Below are 16,110 nucleotides of genomic sequence, written 5' to 3'. Positions count from 1 at the left end.
CAGTTATGAATAAAGAATATTTAATATATAAACTAAGTGATGAGGTAAAGAACTCATGTAAGATTGATAAGGATGCATTCACCAAGTTCAATGTAAAGCGTGGACTTCGTAATGAGGATGGCTCTGGTGTGCTGGTAGGATTGACCAACATCGGTAACGTTGTGGGTTACGAGCGCGATGAGAATGGCAAGCTGAAGCCTACCGAGGGTAAGCTCTATTATCGTGGCTACGAGCTTGACGACCTCGTTACTCCTCTCTTGAAGGAGAAACGATTCGGTTTCGAGGAGGTTGCCTTCCTGCTCCTTTCCGGTCAGCTGCCGGATAAGGAGGAGTTGGAGGCTTTCAAGGAACTCCTGAACGACAACATGCCGCTCGACCACCGTACCATTACTCACATCATCGAGCTGGAGGGTTCTAACATCATGAACATCCTGGCTCGTTGCGTGCTCGAAATGTACACCTTCGATCCGAACCCTGACGATATCAGCCGCGACAACCTGATGCGTCAGAGTGTGGAGCTGATTGCGAAGTTCCCAACGATCATCGCCTATGCATACAACATCTATCGTCACTCTGTACAGGGCAGAAGCTTGCACATTCGTCATCCACGCGAGAATCTCTCTATCGCAGAGAACTTCCTCTATATGATGAAGCACGAGAACTACTCAGAGTTGGATGCGCGTATGCTCGATCTGCTCCTCATCATCCAGGCAGAGCATGGTGGTGGTAACAACTCTACCTTTACGGTGCGTGTTACTTCTTCTACCCGCACGGATACCTACAGCTCCATCGCTGCCGGTATCGGTAGCTTGAAGGGTCCTCTTCATGGTGGTGCCAACATCAAGGTTATCAATATGTTCCATCATCTGAAGGAGGCTATCAAGGATTGGACCAATGTCAACGAACTCGATATCTACCTGAAGCGCATGCTCAACAAGGAGGCTTATGATAAGACGGGTCTTATCTATGGTATCGGCCATGCGGTTTATACCTTGAGCGATCCTCGTGCCGTAGAGTTGAAGCGCCTGGCTGGCGAGCTTGCCAAGGAGAAGGGTAGGGAGGATGAGTACAACTTTCTGAAGCTTATTGAGCAGGAGGGTATCAAGTGCCTGCAGGAGCATCGTGGCGGCAGCAAGCCTGCCTGTGCCAACCTCGACTTCTATAGCGGTTTCATCTATGAGATGATTGGTCTTCCACAGGAGATTTATACCCCTATTTTTGCTATGGCGCGTATCGTGGGTTGGACTGCCCATCGCATCGAAGAACTCAACTTCGAGGGTCGCCGCATCATCCGTCCTGCTTACAAGAATATTTTGGGTGAGTTGGATTATACTCCATTGGGTGAGAGATAAAAAATACATCAAATAATAAATACATAGTATTTAAAAAGGGCAATGCTTCTATGAGTATTGCCCTTTTATTTGGTGTGTACAGGGGGAATATGCTTTTCTTTTTGGCTGTAGTCTTTTTTTCGATACTAAATAGCGTATCTTGTTTTAAAAACGGCTTTAAAAAAATATTTTAGTGAAATATAGTTAAGAAACTGATGCTTGGAGATAAATATTTGCGGATTACAGATAAATGTAGTATCTTTGTCGACGAATTGCATGAAATGCAAGACTACAATAGTAAATTGTTATAATAAATAAGAGTATAAGAGAATAGGTGATGTCTGTAGATAGCCTATTAGACTGGTACCTAAATAAGAGGAGTAATAAAAGTTAATGGAAAAAGAATTTGAAGAGTATTGGAGCGCACACAGCAAGAGAATGCTTTTGAATGCTCCTGGCAACCTGCGGCAGGAATACCTGGAATCAACGAAATTAGATACGCCTATGGATTGGGTGTGTTATATCCTTCCCGTGGCTGCAGGTATTCTCATTCAGCCTCATGTCAATCTGAAGAGTGAGGTGCTGTCTTGGGCCATTATTTTATTGATAGTGGTGGTACTGTTTGTTCTTTTGCAGATGGTAAAGCCTTTTTTTCAGAAAAAGAAGTCAACCATTCAGGCAATTGAGCAAATTAAACAGTATTACTACGAAAGATATAAGAAATATGGTCTGGATAAAATGGAGCCTTGGAATTAAGGCTCCATTTTTTATGTGATGATGTATTTTTATACGATCATAAAGTCGCTCATGATGTCATCTGATATATAGAGACCTTCATGGGTAAGTGATAGCTTCCCGTTGCTTATCTTCATGAGTCCTCTATGAATATGCTTCTCAGCTTCCTGCATCATCTGTGAAGCTAATTGGTCACCAAACTCCTTTTCCATCTTTTCTATATCAATACCATCGCTTGTCCGTAATGCCGTGGTGATAAGGTCATTGTATCTTGTAGAAAGATCCAGGGATTCGGTTTCACTAGGCAATTCTCCCTTTTGGATGGAAGCGATGTATTCCCTGATATTGTCCACATTCCAGCTTCTGGTGGCTTCAATCTTGTTTTCTTCACCTCTTTTAGTCTCTCGTCTGTAGGAGTGGGCGGCTGCACCTATTCCGATATAGGGCACTTCATGCCAATAGCTGCTGTTGTGGCGTGATCGGTAGCCTGGCTTGGCAAAGTTGCTGATTTCGTAATGCTCGTAACCGGCAGAGGTGAGTTGGGTGATGAGTAGCTCATACATCTGTCGGCTGGTTTCCTCATCGATTTCCTCAATCTTTCCCCGTTTCAGCATTCTGTAGAGAGTCGTTCCTTCTTCGTACATCAAGCTGTAGGCAGAGATGTGTTCTACCTCCAGTTTGATGGCTTCATCAATGTCTTTTTTCCAGTCTTCCAGAGTTTCGCCAGGAAATCCGAACATCAGGTCGATGCTGATGTTATGGATGTCGATGCCACGCAACCTTTTGATGGCAGCCTTGACATCTGCAGCCTTGTGGCGGCGGTGAAGAAAGCCCAGGCGATGGTCTGAGAAAGTCTGTGCTCCCATGCTTACCCTGTTTACGGGCAGCTGCAGGAGAGTCTTGCAGAATTCTTCTGAGACATCATCGGGGTTGCATTCCATCGTGATTTCCATTTTAGAGAATTCTTCTTCCGGATGATCTGGAGGAAAATAAGCCTTCTTGATACCTTCGAAAAGGTGGATGAGCTGATCGTGGGTAAGCTGGCTGGGAGTTCCACCCCCCAGGTAGATGGTTCTTAAACTGTAATCGTAATCAGTTGCCGTTTTGAAGGGGCGCATCTTCATTTCCTTGCACAGAGCATCAACGTAATCATCCCGCATGCTGAGGGATGTGGTGCTGTAGAAACCGCAGTAGATGCAGCGGCTCTCACAGAATGGGATATGTATGTATAGTCCTGCCATGTTTTTTAAGTCTGAATTCCTAATCGGCATTTCTGGCTTTAGTCTTATCTTTTTCTATATATAATAAGGTATAAGCCTAGAAATATGTCTTAACAAGATGCAAAATTACTAATATAATTTAATTTAGAGCAAGTTTTTTGTGAAAAAATTTGCAGGATTGCCGAAAAATGTGTAATTTAGTAGCACGAAACAGAAAAATCGTATGATTGGACTGTCGAATAACTAGCAATTTTAAGTATAACCCTTAAAAATCTATAAGCGTCATGAGAGTATATCAGACTAATGAGATTAAAAACATTGCATTGCTGGGCAGTGCGGGTAGCGGCAAGACTACACTTGCCGAGAGTATGTTATTTGAAGCAGGCGTTATCAAGCGTAGAGGCTCTGTAGAAGCGAAGAATACGGTGAGCGACTACTTCCCAGTAGAGTTGGAGTATGGCTACTCAGTGTTCCCTACCGTTTTTCATGTGGAGTGGAACAATAAGAAGCTTAACATTATAGATTGCCCTGGTAGCGATGATTTCGTAGGTGGTGCCATTACATCACTCAATGTTACCGATCAGGCAGTCATCCTTATCAATGGTCAGTATGGTCCAGAGGTAGGCACCCAGAACAACTTCCGTTATACAGAGAAGTTGAACAAGCCTGTTATTTTCCTCGTTAACCAGCTTGACTCAGACAAGTGCGATTTTGACAACCTCATTGCCACCATGAAGGACATTTATGGTTCTAAGTGTGTGCAGATACAATATCCTATCGAGACAGGTCCTGGCTTCAATGCTCTCATTGACGTGTTATTGATGAAAAAATATTCCTGGAAACCAGAAGGCGGTGCTCCTATCATCGAGGATATTCCTGAGGAGGAAATGGACAAGGCAATGGAACTTCATGCTGCACTCGTTGAGGCTGCTGCCGAAAACGACGAGGGCTTGATGGAGAAATTCTTCGAGAGTGAAAGCTTGACAGAGGATGAACTTCGTGAGGGTATCCGCAAGGGATTGGTAACTCGCAGCATCTTCCCTGTATTCTGCGTTTGCGCAGGCAAGTCTATGGGTGTTCACCGCCTGATGGAGTTCTTGGGCAACGTTGTTCCTTTCGTAAGCGAGATGCCTAAGGTGTATAATACCCGTGGTGAGGAAATTACTCCTGATACCAATGGTCCTGAGAGTGTTTACTTCTTCAAGACAGGCTTGGAACCACATATCGGTGAGGTAAGTTACTTCAAGGTGATGAGTGGTTCTATCAAGAGTGGTGACGACCTGACCAATTCTGACCGTGGTTCCAAGGAGCGTATCGGACAGATTTATGCCTGTGCGGGTGCCAACCGTGTGCCTGTAGATCAGTTGAATGCCGGTGATATCGGTTGTACCGTGAAGATGAAGGACGTGAAGACGGGCAATACCTTGAATGGAAAGGGTGCTGAGTGGCGCTTCGATTTCATCAAGTATCCTAATCCTAAGTACTCTCGTGCCATCAAGGCTGTCAATGCCCAGGATACAGAGAAGCTGATGGCTGCTCTTCTCAAGATGCGTCAGGAAGACCCAACATGGGTTGTGGATCAGAGCAAGGAGTTGCGCCAGGTGATCGTACGCGGTCAGGGTGAGTTCCACCTCCGTACATTGAAGTGGCGTCTGGAGAACAACGAAAAGCTCAATGTAGTCTTCGAGGAGCCTCGCATCCCATATCGTGAGACCATTACCAAGAAGGCTCGTGCCGACTATCGTCATAAGAAGCAGAGTGGTGGTGCTGGTCAGTTTGGTGAGGTTCACCTCATCGTTGAGCCATACGCAGAGGGTATGCCAGATCCGACATCATTCACCTTCAACGGTCAGGAGTTCAAGATGAACATCAAGAGCCGTGAAGAAGTTTCCCTGGAGTGGGGTGGCAAGTTGGTATTCCTCAACTCTGTGGTTGGTGGAGCTATCGATGCCCGTTTCATGCCGGCTATCCTGAAGGGTATCATGGATTGTATGGAGCATGGACCTCTTACAGGTTCTTACGCCCGTGATGTCCGAGTTATCGTATATGATGGCAAGATGCACCCGGTAGATAGCAATGAGTTGTCATTCATGCTGGCTGCCCGTCGTGCTTTCAGCGATGCCTTCAAGCAGGCAGGTCCAAAGATTCTGGAGCCTATCTATGATTTGGAGGTTTACGTGCCAGCCGACTATATGGGTGATGTGATGAGTGATCTTCAGGGACGCCGTGCCCTTATCATGGGTATGGATTCTGAGGCAGGTTACCAGAAGTTGAGTGCCAAGATTCCACTCAAGGAGCTTGCCAACTATTCTATCTCCCTCAGCTCGCTTACCGGTGGTCGTGCTTCGTTCACCACCAAGTTTGCCAGCTACGAGTTGGTTCCTACCGATATCCAGAGCAAGCTGATTGCCGATCATGAGGCTGAACTGGCTAAGGAGGCTGAATAGAGTAGAAAAGATATTTCATCTTTATGATAAAAATGTTGTTTGAAATATAACTTCGAATTATCTCTCTTATATAAATTAAAATTTTATGTTGATATGACCAATGGGGAGCCTGCATGTGATATGTCGGCTCTCTTTTATTTTTATATATGCAATTATAACCGTTTGTTTTTGTTAATTTGAGCAAATTGAAATGAAATAATTAACTGTTTTGTGTTAACCAATTAAGAAATTTCCTATCTTTGCCCCTATGAAAAAGAAAACGATTTGGACCATAGCCGTTATTATGGGCTTTTCGTTCCTTGCGCTGCTATTCCTGCAGCTCAGTTACATCCAGGAAATGGTGAACATGAAGAAGGAACAGTTTGACGAGTCGGTCAACAGAGCCCTATATCAAGCTTCAAGAAACTTGGAGCTGAATGAAACTTTGCGCTATCTTGAAAAGGATGTCAATGAGACTGAACGCAAGGCTAGTAAGAAGGATTCTGTGGGAACCCGCAGCGGTCAGCTGGATGGAACCATCCAGCACTCTCATCAGTATTCTGTGGTAGGTAAGGATGGTACGGTCTATTCATCCTTCGAGTTGAAGACCATTGCAACCAATCCTGCCAACAAGCCGAGGCGATGATTCTGCGCAGCGACAAGAATTCGCTTAATGAGACTCAGAAGTCCTTGCAGGAGATTGTGAAGAATCGCTATGTGTATCAGAAAGCGTTGCTCGACGAAGTGGTTTATTCCATTCTCTACTCGGCATCCGATAAACCATTGAAGGAACGAATCAACTTCAAGCAGTTGGATCAGGATCTCAAGGCAGAGATGATGAACAATGGAATCAATATCCCTTATCACTTTACGGTAACAACCCAGGATGGCAGGGAGGTGTACCGTTGCCCGGATTATACCGACGAGGGTGAGGAATACAGCTATTCTCAGGTACTCTTCCGCAACGACCCGCAGTCGAAGATGGGAGTCGTAAAGGTTCACTTCCCAGATATGAACAGCTACATCTTCTCCAGTGTGCGCTTCATGATTCCTAGTGTCATCTTTACGCTGGTATTGCTCATTACCTTTATCTTCACCATCGTGGTCATCTTCCGGCAGAAGCGATATACGGAGATCAAGAATGACTTCATCAACAATATGACCCATGAGTTGAAGACGCCTATTGCCAGCATCAGTCTGGCGGCACAGATGCTCAACGACCCGTCGGTTTCCAAGAGCGAGCAGATGCAGAAGCATCTGGGTGGTGTGATAGATGATGAATCGAAGCGCCTCCGCTTCCTGGTAGAAAAGGTATTGCAGATGAGTATGTTCGACCGCAAGAAGGCAGTGTTCAAGAAGAAGGAGCTCGATCTGAATGAAATCGTTGAGAATGCGGCTCACTCTTTCGCCCTCCGCGTAGAGCATACGGGAGGAAAGATTTACGTGGATATCGAGGCGATAGACTCTACGCTCTATGTGGATGAGGTGCATTTCCAGAATGTGATTTTCAATCTGATGGACAATGCCGTGAAGTACCGTAAACCCGAAGAGCCTCTGTTTGTCACGATGAAGACATGGAATGATGAGCATCATCTCTATCTCTCTATCAATGATACGGGTTTGGGTATGAAGAAGGAGAACCTGAAGAAGATCTTCGACAAGTTCTACCGCGTACATACGGGCAATGTGCATGATGTGAAGGCTTCGGCCTCGGTCTCGCCTATGTGAGGAAAATCGTGGAATTGCATGGTGGAGAAATCAAGGTTGACAGCGAATTGGGCAAGGGTACTACCTTTACCATCAAGCTGCCGGTGATACATGATTAAAAGACAATGATAAATAGAATATTAACAAGTAAAAATAATAAGAATATGGAAGAGACAGTAAAAATCCTGCTTTGCGAGGATGATGAGAATTTGGGTATGTTGCTTCGTGAGTATCTGCAGACCAAGGGCTTTGCTACAACATTGTGCCCTGACGGTGAGGCAGGCTTCAAGGAGTTCACCAAGAACAAGTATGATATTGCCGTACTCGATGTGATGATGCCTAAGAAGGATGGCTTTACCCTGGCTCAGGAGATTCGCCAGCAGACGGCAGATCTGCCAATCGTATTCCTTACTGCCAAGACTTTGAAGGAGGATATTCTGGAAGGCTTCAAGATAGGTGCTGACGATTATATCACCAAGCCTTTCTCTATGGAGGAGCTGGTGTTCCGTGTAGAGGCTATCCTTCGCCGTGTACGTGGCAAGAAGACCAAGGAATCTACCATGTACCACATCGGTAAGTTTACCTTCGATACACAGAAGCAGCTGCTTACCATCGGTGATGAGCAGACCAAGCTGACAACCAAGGAGAATGAGCTTCTTGCTCTTCTCTGTGCTCATGCCAACGAGATTCTTCAGCGTGATTTCGCATTGAAGACCATCTGGATTGACGACAACTACTTCAATGCGCGCTCTATGGATGTGTATATCACCAAACTCCGCAAGCATCTGAAGGAAGATCCGCAGATTGAGATTATCAATATCCATGGTAAGGGCTACAAGCTCATCGTGCCGGATATGGATTAGGAATATGGATTGACAGAAAAGCAGTAAACTGTATAAAGCAGTAGAAAGCTATCTATGGAAAAAGAGAAAAGGGATAAGTTTGCAGAAAACCTATCCCTTTTTTTCTTTCATTTCTGAATCGTCTTATCTGAAACATCATGTCCAGGTTCCGTTTCTTATCCCTTCTTCAGCGAATAGACAAATCCGGCAATGCCAGCCAGGATGAAGAACAGACCTGCAAACAGCATGATGTTGTTCTTGATGGCGAAGGCGAAGCTGGCCGCAAGCAGCAGAACGCCCAAAACGATGAAGGTCATACCCATGGAAGGGAGGGTATGAAGCGATTTTTTGAGTCTTTTATCCATATTTTCGTACAATTAACAATTATTTTCTGCAAAAGTACAAAAAATATTTGGTTAATTCAAGAAAAAGTTGTAATTTTGCACCGCAATTCGTGAAATGGGGTGTGTTTACGCACACATTTCTATGTTTTGCAAGAGAATTTTAATATTAATTTTTTAATTATTTACAAAAGTAGTATGAATCAATACGAAACCGTTTTCATTTTGACTCCCGTTTTGTCTGATGAACAGATGAAGGAAACGGTCGCTAAGTTCGAGAAGGTACTCACCGATAATGGTGCTGAGATTCTGAACAAAGAGGCTTGGGGTTTGAAGAAGTTGGCTTACAACATCGAGAAGAAGACATCAGGCTTCTACAGCTTGGTTGAGTTCAAGGCTGAGCCAGCTGTTATCGCTAAGCTCGAGACAGCTTATCGCCGCGACGAGAAAGTAATTCGTTACATGACTGTTAAACTTGACAAGTATGCTGCCGCTTACGCAGAGAAGCGTCGTGCAAAGCTTGGTAAAAAAGAGGAGGCTTAATCATGGCAGATCAGAAATCAGAAATCCGTTATTTGACCGCTCCTTCTATCGACACAAAGAAGAAGAAGTATTGCCGTTTCAAGAAGAGCGGTATTAAGTACATCGACTATAAGGACCCAGAGTTCTTGAAGAAGTTCTTGAACGAGCAGGGTAAGATCCTTCCACGTCGTATCACAGGTACATCTTTGAAGTATCAGCGCCGCGTGGCACAGGCTGTTAAGCGTGCTCGCCAGATCGCTTTGCTTCCTTACGTAACCGATTTGATGAAGTAATTTAAGGAGGAGAAGAAGAATGGAAATTATTTTGAAGCAAGATATTATCGGTCTTGGATACAAGAACGATATCGTAAATGTAAAGAGTGGTTATGGTCGTAACTTCCTTATCCCTACAGGTAAGGCTGTTATCGCTTCTCCATCTGCTAAGAAGCAGTTGGCTGAGGATTTGAAGCAGCAGGCTCACAAGCTTGAGGCTATCAAGGCTGAGGCTGTTAAGAAGGGCGAGGCTCTCAATGGCGTCGTTCTTACTATCGCTGCTAAGGTTAGTGCTACTGGTCAGCTCTACGGTTCAGTTAACGCTGCAACTGTTGCAGAGGAGCTCGCTAAGAAGGGCATCGAGGTTGATCGCAAGATCATCACTATGAAGGATGCTAAGAAGGTAGGCGAGTACGAGGCTACTGTACACTATCACAAGGAGGTTGAGGTTAAGGTTCCAGTTAACGTTGTTGCTGAGAACGCTCCTGTTGCAGCTCCTGCTGCTGAGGAGGCTCCAGCTGAGGCTGTAGCTGAGGAAGAGGCTCCAGCAGCTGAGTAATCCTCAATAATATAATCTCAAATCGACACAAGTACGAAAATTTTCGCACTGTAAAGCAAATTAATATAAAGATCCCTTTTGCCGAAAGGCATTAGGGATTTTTTTTGTTTTCTAGGTATTCTGCGAAGCTTTTGCTCGGTAAAATCGTATAATAGAATGGTAATTTAGTATATATATAACTTTATTTTAGCTTATTCTCTCCCGATTCTCAGAAAAATATTGTATCTTTGCAGCCGAATTCATGGAATTCGCTTTTAAAGAAGAAATTATTAATAATAAATTTTTAAAATAGATAAAAATGAAAGCATTTGTTTTCCCTGGTCAGGGTTCTCAGTTCGTAGGTATGGGTAAGGACCTCTACGACAACAACGCATTGGCAAAAGAACTTTTCGATAAGGCTGATGAGATTCTCGGCTTTAAGATTACTGATATCATGTTCGCTGGTACAGATGAGCAGTTGAAGGAAACCAAGGTTACCCAGCCTGCAGTATTCCTCCACTCTGTTATCTCTGCTCTTTGCCTGGGCGATGAGTTCCAGCCTGCTATGGTAGCTGGTCACTCTCTCGGTGAGTTCTCAGCTTGGTAGCTGCAGGTGCTATGGCCTTCGAGGATGGCTTGAAGCTGGTGGCTGCACGTGCCAACGCTATGCAGAAGGCCTGCGAGGCTAATCCTGGAACTATGGCTGCCATCATCGGTTTGCCTGATGAGAAGGTTGAGGAAATCTGCGCTCAGGTTAGCACAGAGGGCAACGTTGTAGTTGCTGCCAACTACAACTGCCCTGGTCAGCTCGTTATCTCTGGTAATGTTGATGCTATCAATGCTGCCTGCGAGCAGTTGAAGGCTGCCGGTGCCAAGCGTGCCCTGCCATTGAAGGTAGGTGGTGCTTTCCACTCTCCATTGATGCAGCCAGCAAAGGACGAACTTCAGGCAGCTATCGAGAAGACTGCTTTCTCAGCTCCTAAGTGCCCTGTTTATCAGAATGTAGATGGCAAGCCTCATACAGATCCTGCTGAGATTCAGCAGAACCTTATCGCTCAGCTCACAAGCTCAGTACGTTGGACAGCTTCTGTTCAGGCAATGATTGCAGATGGTGCTGACGATTTCACAGAGTGTGGTCCTGGCAAGGCTTTGCAGGGTATGATCGGTCGCATCGACAAGACTGTAGGTAATCACGGTATTGCATAATCATCTATCAGAATAATCAAGCGTTTTATCTTCCCGGCAAAGGCGTTGCCGGGAGGGTAAAGCGTTTTATCATTTAAGTAACGACCGCTAAATGAAGGAAAAAATAGTTATTTATCAGGTGCTACCCCGATTGTTTGGTAACAGGAATACCACTCGTAAGGAGAATGGCACCATTGAAGAAAACGGTTGCGGAAAGCTTAATAACTTTAGTGATGAGGTGTTGGCCCGTATTCATGACATGGGTTTCACTCATATCTGGTTTACAGGTGTGATTCGTCACGCTACACAGACAAACTACTCATCTTATGGAATCCCTACCCAGCATGCTGAGGTGGTAAAGGGCAAGGCAGGATCGCCATACGCTATTACCGACTATTATGACATCGACCCGGATCTGGCAGTGAATGTCAGCCTGAGAATGAAGGAGTGGGAGAGTCTTATCGAGCGTACGCACAAGGCTGGCATGAAGGTCATCATGGACTTTGTGCCGAATCATGTGGCTCGTGAGTATCATTCCATCTGCAAGCCGGCAGGTGTACGAGATTTAGGAGAAGATGATGATACCAATATGCACTTCTCTACGAAGAATAATTTCTATTATGCATGGGGCGATCTCGACCTGAATGAAGTTCGCCGCTCTAAACCGGAGTTCAAGGCTTATAATGCTAAGGATGCCAGAATCTATGAGCCATACGAGGAGAGTCCGGCAAGAGCTACGGGAAACGACCGTTTCGACAACCGCCCGGGTTGCAACGACTGGTATGAGACCGTGAAGCTCAACTATGGTGTGGATTACTGCGATGCAGGTGGCAGAAGCTATCACTACGAGCCGGTGCCAAGCACCTGGGGTAAGATGACGGATATCCTGCTCTACTGGGCAAGCAAGGGTGTAGATGGATTCCGCTGCGACATGGCAGAGATGGTGCCTACGGCATTCTGGTCATACGCTACGGCGATTCTGAAGTCCAAGTTTCCTCATATCATTGTTATCGGTGAGGTATATGATCCTAACCAGTATCGCAACTACGTGAAGGCGGGATTTGATTATCTCTACGACAAGGTGGGCATGTATGATTGTCTTCGCGGCGTGATTCGTGGTGAGCGTCCGGCAGCCAGTATCACTCACGAGTGGCAGGTGGTGGATGACATCCGCGATCACATGCTCTACTTCCTGGAGAACCATGATGAGCAGCGCATAGCCAGCGACTTCTTCTGCGGTAGCGCCATGAAGGCGATTCCTGCAGCAGCCATGAGTCTCTTCTTCCAGAAGAATCCTTTCATGCTTTACAGCGGACAGGAGTTTGGCGAGATGGGTATGGACAAGGAAGGATTCAGCGGCAGAGATGGCCGTACTACGATATTCGACTACTGGAGTCCGGAGACCCTGACCCATGCTTATCAGGAAGGTGAGGAGGAAGCATATACTGCAGAGCAGAAATATCTGGCTGCTACCTATCGCCAGCTTCTCCGTCTTGCCAATGAGGAGAAGGCGCTTCGCGAAGGTGATACCTTCGACCTGATGTATGTGAATCCGGGTTCAGAGGGCTTTGATCCACGTACCAATTTTGCCTTCCTTCGCAAGAAGGATAATGAGGTGATGCTCATCGTGCTCAACTTTGCCCAGGAGGCTCGCCAGCTGCAGGTATGCATCCCCGGTCATGCTTTCGATTTTTTCCAGATCACGGAAGAGGAGGTTCTGGTAACTGAACTGTTCTCGGGAGGCAAGAAGAAGGTAGAGTTGAAGAGGGATGGAGTATTCCCGATATTAATGGATGCTAACGGAGTAAGAATCTATAAATTCAATGTCAAGATGGAGGAAAGTGATATCATATTGAATGAGCATCATAAGGAGGAATTCCCTCCTGCTCATACGGCTGAGCATCTGCTCAATCAGTTGATGGTTCGCCTGTTTGGCTGTGAGCGCAGCCGCAATGCACATATTGAGCGCAAGAAGAGTAAGATGACCTTCGTAGTCGATCACAAGCCTACCCGCCAGGAGGAGAAGGAGATTGAGACGGAGATGAATCGCCTGATAGAGCTTGATATGCCTGTGACTTACGAGTTTGTGGATCGCGACCACATTCCAGCAGAGGTGAAACTCGATCGTTTGCCTGATGATGCTAGTGAAACCTTGCGTCTGGTTCGTATCGGCGATTATGATGTTTGTCCATGTATTGGCAAGCATGTCCGCTCAACAGCTCAGATTGGCAAGTTTGTATTGCTTGGTACCAATTGGGATGAGCATGCGCATTCTTTGCGTATCCGCTTCAAGATTGTGCAATAATATAAAAAACAGCAATGGAGTAGTAGCCATTGCTGTTTTTTTTCTTTATATCATCACCGTTTTCTTTCTTTCCTTTTCTTTCGTGCACATAAAAGTTTTTCTCGAAAAAAGTCTCAAAGTCTCATTATTTGTGGCTAAAACCGATGTACATGATTGATATATAATGGTTTATGAAAATGAGACTTTTCTGTTTATTTTATAAAGAAGTATCATAGTAGTATCATAAATTCAATAGAAGTATCATAAAATTCAGGTAAGTCGCTTACAAGAAAGCCTTTTTTGAGGATTTATGTCTAGAAAAATAGGAGTAAAAACTAAGAAATGTCTACTATTTCAGTTCTATAGAATTGATAATGTCTACTATTTCAGTTTATAAACTGATAGTGTCTACCTTTCTAGTTTATTTAGTATGTCAATATTAACCAGGAATAAGTTGGAAGACTGACAATTGTAGTTAGGAATAAGCACATTGGCTGGTCTCTGCGTGCCGTCACACGGGCACGCAGAGACCATGTGATGGGCATCGACAGAACAAGTGATGGGCACTCGATGCCCACAGTGCGGGCAACGAGTGCCCATTTTATGGGATGACTTTTGGGCACTATTTTGAGTAAGCGAATTCGTATTTTTTCTATATGTAGTTGACTACAATTTTGTGTTTTTGTACAATGCTTTATGGTGATTTGATGATACTTCTATCGAAATGTAAGCGGCTCCTCGCATCATTTTCCAGAAAAATACAGAAAGTTAGAAAAAAACTCTTGAAAGTTTGTCCGTCTCATTTCTTTTTGTTATATTTGCATCCGTAAATATCAGTATATTGAAGATAAAGGCTGATATAATGGATAAATATCATTATAATGATAGATAAATAAATGAAAGAATATGGCAGATTTATATGAATATTCTACTCCAGAGTTGGTACGCTTGCTGGGAGTGAGATTCAAGGAATATAGAATGAGATGCAATCTCACCCAGAAAGAGGTAGCCAAGCTTACGGGGCTTGGTTTGACCACCATTCACAAGTTTGAGAATGGAACAGCGGGCAATCTTTCGCTTGCCACTTTTCTTCTCTTGTTGAAGGTGGTGGGGCAGATTGATGCCATAAATGATGTGCTTCCAGAACTACCCCCTTCACCTTATTTGATGAGAAAGGATAAGAAGAAGGCACAGAGAATACGTCATACAAAACGATGATAGGTGGATCAGTTCCATAGAATCAGCGATAAATGCTCATCTCGTTTCATGGGGGTTGGAGGATAAAGACAACAGTTCTGCTTCTTTTGAGATAGATGGCAAAAGTTGTACTGATGTTCGCATAGAGCAGGCTTACAAAGGCAACTTCCATTTGTATGCAAGCATAGATGGGCGAGACTGTAAGTTTATTATCGGAAAGAACAAGCCCGAATATGCTACGATTCAAGAGACGGGATTGTCGAATCTTCCGGAGACGATGCTCAGAGATTTGGTTGCGAAATATCTGGTGAGATAGAAGATATTTGATTTAAAATAGAAAAAGCAAAGAAATCCACTTTGCTTTTTCTATTTTCCTTCTAAAAAGTTTGTATAATCAAAGATTATTCGTATTTTTGCACCGTCAGTCCCCCACCAAGCCTCTCAACGATGCTCAAATGTGCGGGTCGTTTTTTAAGGCAGTTACCGCCCCGTTTCAGCATGTTTTGTTGAATTGCGGTTCTATTTTTGCAGTGATATATTGTTAATAATCAGAAAAACGCTTGTTTTCTGGAATATTATCTGTATCTTTGTACATTAATTATTAAGAGTAAGATTATGGCTTCAAAGAGATATCCTTTGGGAATACAAACGTTCTCCGAAATCGTGAAGGGGAATTACTTCTATGCTGACAAGACGGCTATCGTCTATCAGCTGGCTCATTATGCCAAGTTTCATTTTCTGAGTCGCCCACGTCGATTCGGAAAATCCTTGTTTGTATCTACCTCCAGGCTTACTTCGAGGGTAAGAAAGAACTGTTCAAGGGACTTGCCATCGAACAGATGGAGAAGGAGTGGACGGCATATCCCGTCATCCACTTGGATCTGAGCTGCGGTAAGTATTATAGTTTGGAGAATACATATTCAATTCTAAACGGAATACTAGAAATAGAAGAGAAAAAATATGGTTTAAAGGTTAATCCGATAGATGAGAAGTCTTTTGGCGCACGTCTCAAGAATATCTTGCTGGCTGCCACGGCTCAAACCGGTAAGCAAGTTGTCGTTCTCATCGATGAGTATGATGCCCCGATGCATGATTCTGTAAGTGACGAAGACTTGCAGAAGACCATCCGCAACATCATGCGAGATTTCTTCAGTCCCTTGAAGCAGCAAGAGGGAAACATTCGCTTTGTATTCATCACAGGCATCTCTAAGTTTAGTCAGCTCAGCATCTTCAGCGAGTTGAATAATCTCAAGATTCTCACGTTGAAGGATGAATACAGCAGCTGTTGTGGTATTACCAAGAGTGAATTGTCTCAGTATTTCCGTGAGGGTATTGAGGAGATGGCTGAACATAATGGGCTTACTTATGAGGAGACCTTAGAACAACTCAAGCAGCATTATGATGGCTACCACTTCAGTATCAATAGCGAGGATATCTTCAATCCTTACAGCATCATCAATGCTTTGGACGATAAGGAGTTTAATAGCTATTGGTTTACATCCGGTACGCC

12 protein-coding genes and 3 pseudogenes are annotated in these 16,110 nt (G+C 44.4%); 13 read left to right on the top strand and 2 right to left on the bottom strand.

Going from position 1 to position 16,110, the window contains the following annotated elements; all coding sequences use genetic code 11:
• Positions 1–5 precede the first annotated feature (5 nt).
• Together DW830_RS05105 and DW830_RS05100 are read left to right on the top strand one after the other, a co-directional pair.
• Complete coding sequence (locus DW830_RS05105; protein WP_089543572.1) at positions 6–1,352, top strand: citrate/2-methylcitrate synthase; 1,347 nt, start codon at positions 6–8, stop codon at positions 1,350–1,352.
• A 372-nt stretch (positions 1,353–1,724) separates the two neighbouring features.
• Positions 1,725–2,087: a hypothetical protein gene (locus DW830_RS05100; protein WP_119249133.1), complete on the top strand. Its 363-nt coding sequence runs from the start codon at positions 1,725–1,727 to the stop codon at positions 2,085–2,087.
• 29 nt (positions 2,088–2,116) lie between these two features.
• Here the strand turns inward: DW830_RS05100 and hemW are convergent, their stop codons facing one another.
• Positions 2,117–3,307, bottom strand: a complete 1,191-nt coding sequence (gene hemW, locus DW830_RS05095) for a radical SAM family heme chaperone HemW (protein WP_119249132.1) — start codon at positions 3,305–3,307, stop codon at positions 2,117–2,119.
• A 263-nt stretch (positions 3,308–3,570) separates the two neighbouring features.
• Here hemW and DW830_RS05090 point away from each other — a divergent pair, with 263 nt between their 5' ends.
• The 3 genes and pseudogenes from DW830_RS05090 to DW830_RS05080 all read left to right on the top strand — a co-directional run bounded on the left by DW830_RS05090 (position 3,571) and on the right by DW830_RS05080 (position 8,282).
• Positions 3,571–5,733, top strand: a complete 2,163-nt coding sequence (locus tag DW830_RS05090; protein ID WP_119249131.1) for an elongation factor G — start codon at positions 3,571–3,573, stop codon at positions 5,731–5,733.
• A gap of 247 nt (positions 5,734–5,980) precedes the next feature.
• Positions 5,981–7,538: pseudogene (locus DW830_RS05085) on the top strand (sensor histidine kinase).
• 45 nt (positions 7,539–7,583) lie between these two features.
• The gene (locus DW830_RS05080; RefSeq protein ID WP_089543577.1) at positions 7,584–8,282 is read left to right on the top strand and encodes a response regulator transcription factor; all 699 of its coding nucleotides are present in this window, start codon (positions 7,584–7,586) and stop codon (positions 8,280–8,282) included.
• Positions 8,283–8,437: 155 nt separating this feature from the next.
• On the opposite strand, the gene DW830_RS05075 is transcribed toward DW830_RS05080, so the two are convergent.
• Positions 8,438–8,626: a hypothetical protein gene (locus DW830_RS05075; RefSeq protein ID WP_089543578.1), complete on the bottom strand. Its 189-nt coding sequence runs from the start codon at positions 8,624–8,626 to the stop codon at positions 8,438–8,440.
• Positions 8,627–8,800: 174 nt separating this feature from the next.
• On the opposite strand from DW830_RS05075, the gene rpsF reads away from it, so the two are divergent.
• The 8 genes and pseudogenes from rpsF to DW830_RS17275 all read left to right on the top strand — a co-directional run.
• Complete coding sequence (rpsF, locus tag DW830_RS05070; protein ID WP_117587115.1) at positions 8,801–9,145, top strand: 30S ribosomal protein S6; 345 nt, start codon at positions 8,801–8,803, stop codon at positions 9,143–9,145.
• A gap of 2 nt (positions 9,146–9,147) precedes the next feature.
• Positions 9,148–9,417 carry a 30S ribosomal protein S18 gene (rpsR, locus tag DW830_RS05065; RefSeq protein WP_006847399.1) on the top strand — a complete coding sequence of 90 codons (270 nt, stop codon included), beginning with the start codon at positions 9,148–9,150 and terminating at the stop codon, positions 9,415–9,417.
• Positions 9,418–9,436: 19 nt separating this feature from the next.
• Complete coding sequence (gene rplI / locus DW830_RS05060) at positions 9,437–9,955, top strand: 50S ribosomal protein L9 (RefSeq protein ID WP_119249130.1); 519 nt, start codon at positions 9,437–9,439, stop codon at positions 9,953–9,955.
• Between the two features lie 298 nt (positions 9,956–10,253).
• Positions 10,254–11,140 (top strand): annotated as a pseudogene (gene fabD / locus DW830_RS05055) (ACP S-malonyltransferase).
• Positions 11,141–11,231: 91 nt separating this feature from the next.
• Positions 11,232–13,424 carry an alpha-amylase family glycosyl hydrolase gene (locus tag DW830_RS05050; protein ID WP_119249129.1) on the top strand — a complete coding sequence of 731 codons (2,193 nt, stop codon included), beginning with the start codon at positions 11,232–11,234 and terminating at the stop codon, positions 13,422–13,424.
• Positions 13,425–14,309: 885 nt separating this feature from the next.
• Complete coding sequence (locus tag DW830_RS05045; RefSeq protein WP_119249128.1) at positions 14,310–14,621, top strand: helix-turn-helix domain-containing protein; 312 nt, start codon at positions 14,310–14,312, stop codon at positions 14,619–14,621.
• 55 nt (positions 14,622–14,676) lie between these two features.
• On the top strand, positions 14,677–14,916 hold the full coding sequence (locus DW830_RS05040) for a hypothetical protein (RefSeq protein ID WP_119249127.1): 240 nt from the start codon (positions 14,677–14,679) through the stop codon (positions 14,914–14,916).
• Between the two features lie 299 nt (positions 14,917–15,215).
• A pseudogene (locus tag DW830_RS17275) lies at positions 15,216–16,009 on the top strand (AAA family ATPase); the annotation flags it as partial.
• Between the last annotated feature and the right edge of the window lie 101 nt (positions 16,010–16,110).

The organism is Prevotella sp. AM34-19LB (genome assembly GCF_003468525.1).
Taxonomy (GTDB): Bacteria; Bacteroidota; Bacteroidia; order Bacteroidales; family Bacteroidaceae; genus Prevotella.
This window is presented reverse-complemented; position numbering and strand designations above follow the sequence as displayed.